This is a genomic window from Canibacter zhuwentaonis (assembly GCF_018531145.1).
GTDB lineage: Bacteria > Actinomycetota > Actinomycetes > Actinomycetales > Microbacteriaceae > Canibacter > Canibacter zhuwentaonis.
On sequence record NZ_JAHDSZ010000021.1, the window covers coordinates 1 to 3,876 of the forward strand.

Annotated in this window: 3 protein-coding genes; 2 read left to right on the forward strand and 1 reads right to left on the reverse strand. The window is 49.7% G+C overall.

From position 1 onward, the window contains the following. On the reverse strand, nt 1–198 hold a 198-nt coding region (locus KJY78_RS06405), incomplete at its 3' end, for a hypothetical protein (RefSeq protein ID WP_214337778.1). Between the two features lie 40 nt (nt 199–238). Here KJY78_RS06405 and KJY78_RS06410 point away from each other — a divergent pair. Together KJY78_RS06410 and KJY78_RS06415 are read left to right on the forward strand one after the other, a co-directional pair. Further along, nucleotides 239–1,495: a SpaH/EbpB family LPXTG-anchored major pilin gene (locus KJY78_RS06410; protein ID WP_348771221.1), complete on the forward strand. Its 1,257-nt coding sequence runs from the start codon at nt 239–241 to the stop codon at nt 1,493–1,495. Nucleotides 1,496–1,895: 400 nt separating this feature from the next. After that, a complete protein-coding gene (locus KJY78_RS06415; RefSeq protein ID WP_214337780.1) occupies nt 1,896–3,800 on the forward strand; it encodes a COG1361 family protein in 1,905 nt (634 codons plus the stop codon). The last annotated feature ends 76 nt before the right edge of the window (nt 3,801–3,876 follow it).

Below are 3,876 nucleotides of genomic sequence, written 5' to 3' on the forward strand. Positions count from 1 at the left end.
GGCCGGTGGTTGTGTAGTGTGCGGGGGGTTTGCTGCTGGTTTGGTTTTGCTTGTGTTGTTTGCACCGGTGTTGTTTGGTTGTAGGCTGGTGGTAGTTGTGGTGGGTTTAACAGGTTCACCACCTGCTACTTGCAGCATGGTGTTTTGCCCTGTTGCAACACCCACCTCAGCAACGGTTTGACCTGTTTGGTAAACCACCCGAACCACCCGGAACAGGGGGTTTGCCGCGCCGGGTGATATTGACGCAAGCCGGCGGGGTTCGATTATTGTGCACAAACACAAACAACAAACCCCTCAAGGCAACCCCGGCACAGGACAGATTGAAAACCCCGCCCCTGCGGGGGTTGCGATTGCTGGGGTAGTGTTTAAGATTCAAAAACTCAATCTTGATCTCACACAAAACACCGACTGGATGACGCTTAAAAATTTAACCGTTGATCAAGCTAAAACCAGGGTAGTTATGGGGTCTGAAACTACCCAAACAACAGACGATAACGGGGAAGCCACATTCGATGGTCTTGCTGTTGGTGCTTATCTGGTTACAGAAACCCAGGCTCCTGCTAATGTGGTTAAAAAGGCTGCGCCTTTTATTGTTACCATCCCCCACCCAAACGGCAACACGTGGAACTATAACGTACAAGTCTACCCAAAAAACACTGTTAGCAATAAACCAACTAAAACCCTAGACGATACAGGTGCTACAAAACTCGGTGATAGTGTCACCTGGACTATCACACAAGTGCTACCAGAACTCCAAAACGGTGAAAGATTCACAGAAGTAAGCTTCACAGACCAGCTTGCCGAAAACCTAGGCTACGTTGAAACTACCGCGCAGGTTAACGGCCGTGAGGTTAATGTAACCGTTACATCTACGGGTGACGGGGGTCGAAACCTAGCAGGTCAGTTAGATGACACAACAACCCTCACAGGAGGTGAAACTGTTACATTCAAAATCACAACCACAGTAAACGATCCCGGGAAGATTGTAAACACCGCCAACGTTAGAATCAAAACCTCTAATGGAGGGGATACCACACAGCAAACCCCAGACCCTGTGCCGGGTGGTGGTCCGGGTGGTGGCCCGGGTGGTGCACCAACCCTCATCTACGGGTACTTCGATATACAAAAATATGTCACAAACACCATGATCGCAATATCAGGCGCAACCTTCGAACTCTACAAAGACGAAACCTGCACAACTAAAGTAGACCTGAAAGAAACCCTTATAACCGTTGATACGGGTAGGCTAGTTGGAGCCATTGCGGTTAAAGCCGGCACATACAGCATAAAAGAGGTTACCGTTCCTTTTTTGCTAGTATCCTGCATTCTACTTTTACTCTTTCTAGTTGAAATGTTTGGGTTTGACTTTCCGGGGTGTGGACTGTTCCAGTCCACCCTTTTTTTGTGTGTATGGGGTTGTGTTGTTTTAGTGGGTTTGGGGTGTGTTGGCAGTGTGTGGTGGGGTTTTTGTGCGGTGTGGTTTCCCTGCTACTAAAAGCACGGGGTGTTGTTTCAAACATCCTCACACTGGTGCTGGTGTTCAGCACACTAGCTAGCGCGCAAACAGGTCAAACCGTTGGGGTGGGTGTTGCAACAGGGCAAAACACCACGCTGCTGCAAGTAGCAGGTGGTGAACCTGTTAAACCCACCACAACTACCACCAGCCTACAACCAGGCAACACTAGTGCAAACAACACAAACAAAACCAAACCAGCAACAAACCCCCCACACACTACACAACCACCGGCCGGAATAAACCGCACCACCACCATCACAGATCTAGTCACAACCACAACAACAACCAACAAACAACAAACAACAAACAACAATACTACCCCGGTGAAACAGCCAACATCAACGTATCATTCAGCTACAACGATGCGGCATACCAGCAGGTGCAGGATATTCAATCCAATCAGGATTCGTATACTGTTAAAATTAACTTCAGGGTTCAACCACCCACCGGGTTTACAATCTCAAATGAAACACTCAACAAAGGCCCCTTCACAACGAGGGATTGCACAAACCAAAGGCAATGCGCAGCAGATGGTTTCCAATCAAGCTATGATGCAAGAACACGCACGCTCACTGGTAGTTTCCCCACACCCAACAAACACTACAAGTACCTTGACTCGTTACAACTGTTTGACGAACAACTTAACATAACAGGAACAGTCACAGGCACACCCAACACATCCCACACGGTTAGGACTACCGCTGACGGGGTTTTAGATTTCAGCTACATCGACAAAACCAATTCTCGTGTTAATGATGTGCAAGAACCTTTCACCGCCATTCCGTCTGACGCTACGTTTCGTGTTGTGCCCCGTAAAACCACGCTAACAGCCGCGTTTCAGCCTGTGGGGCTTACCGAAGGACAGGTTGTTGTAACAGGCGAGGTTTTATGCATTAACCCCCAAACGCGACAAGACAGGCGTAACATCATGTTTACTCTAAAACACAACGAACTAGCAGGCGGCAAATGGGATCGAGTGTTAAACAACATGGTTGATGCGGGTAGCACCTGTGTGATAACCATTAACAAGGGTGATGTTCCAGCAGGCTGGAGATGGAAAACACCCGACCGGATCACCCAAACAGAACAAAACATCACCAGCTCACGCACCGCCACAATACGGCTGGAGGTTGAAAAAATACCAGTCGAAGTATCCACCGAAACAACTGCCACACCAACAGTAGCCGCAGGCCAACAAGTACGGGTAATATCAACAATCAAAGCCAGCGGCTACCAGGCGCGTAACATCCCCGTCACAATCCAACTACCCCCGAGCGGGTTTGTAAACACTGCCGCCACAGTAAACTCGGCATGCCAGGCCACAGGGCGTGCCACATGCCCTCGTCAGTGGGTGTATAACGCAGCTAGTCACACGGTAACAGCAACCATACCGGTAATTCCAGCTGGGGGCAGCATTAAAGTAACCGTTACAGGCAAAGCAGGATTCTTCGATGCTAACAGCCGAAGGTTCACTGCAACCACCAGCACGACATTTAAAGACGCCAACCAAAACAATAACCGTTCACAAGCAAGCTTTAATGTCACAAACAAAAGGGTCACAGTCTCACTTACTGTAAAACCCGAAGGAGAACGCCCCACTAGTGGTGTTGTGACCGTAACGGGTAGTATCAACTGTGTAACACCGTTTCAACATAACAATACTTTCACGTACACGCTCAACTACGCTGCGCTTGTTAACGGCGCAGGAGCACCCCAAGTCATACATAAAATAGTATGGGCTGGTAGCAACTGCACAGTGACAGTACGCAACAGGGCAGCCCCCAACGGTTGGGAGTTTAAGGGAGCAACCCAGTCGACGTATCAACTGCAACAGGTTACAGCAAACGCCACAGTTCAACACACAGTTCGTTTACAACGCAAATTCATGGCCGTAGCACCACCACTACCACTCACCGGAGGTGTCGCGTCCGACTGGCTATATCTAACCGGAGCAGGCGTGCTTGTGATTGGTGTTGTAGCCGGGCTGCTGGTTGTGTGTTACTGGTACGGGGCAGTTGGCTGGTTTTTGACTGTACAAGGGGGTGTGGGCTGGACTGGCTCACACCCTCTCTTTTTTGGTTGCGTGGTGTGGTGTTTTGACTTTTCACGGGGAGGGTGTGTGGACTGTTCTGACTCCCCCATTTTTGTGTGTATGGGGTGGTGTTGTTTTAGTAGGTTTGTAGCGCGTGCTGGCAGTGTGTGGTTGTGTTTATCGGGTGCAGCCTGTGCTCGCAGCTGGTTTTGTAGCCGGGCTTGTAGCACACAGACGGTTACGGGTGGGTGACGGCTACTAGTACAGGGCAGTTGGGTTGGTTTCTAGGCTAAAGAGGGGGTGTGTGGACTGAAACAGTCCACACACC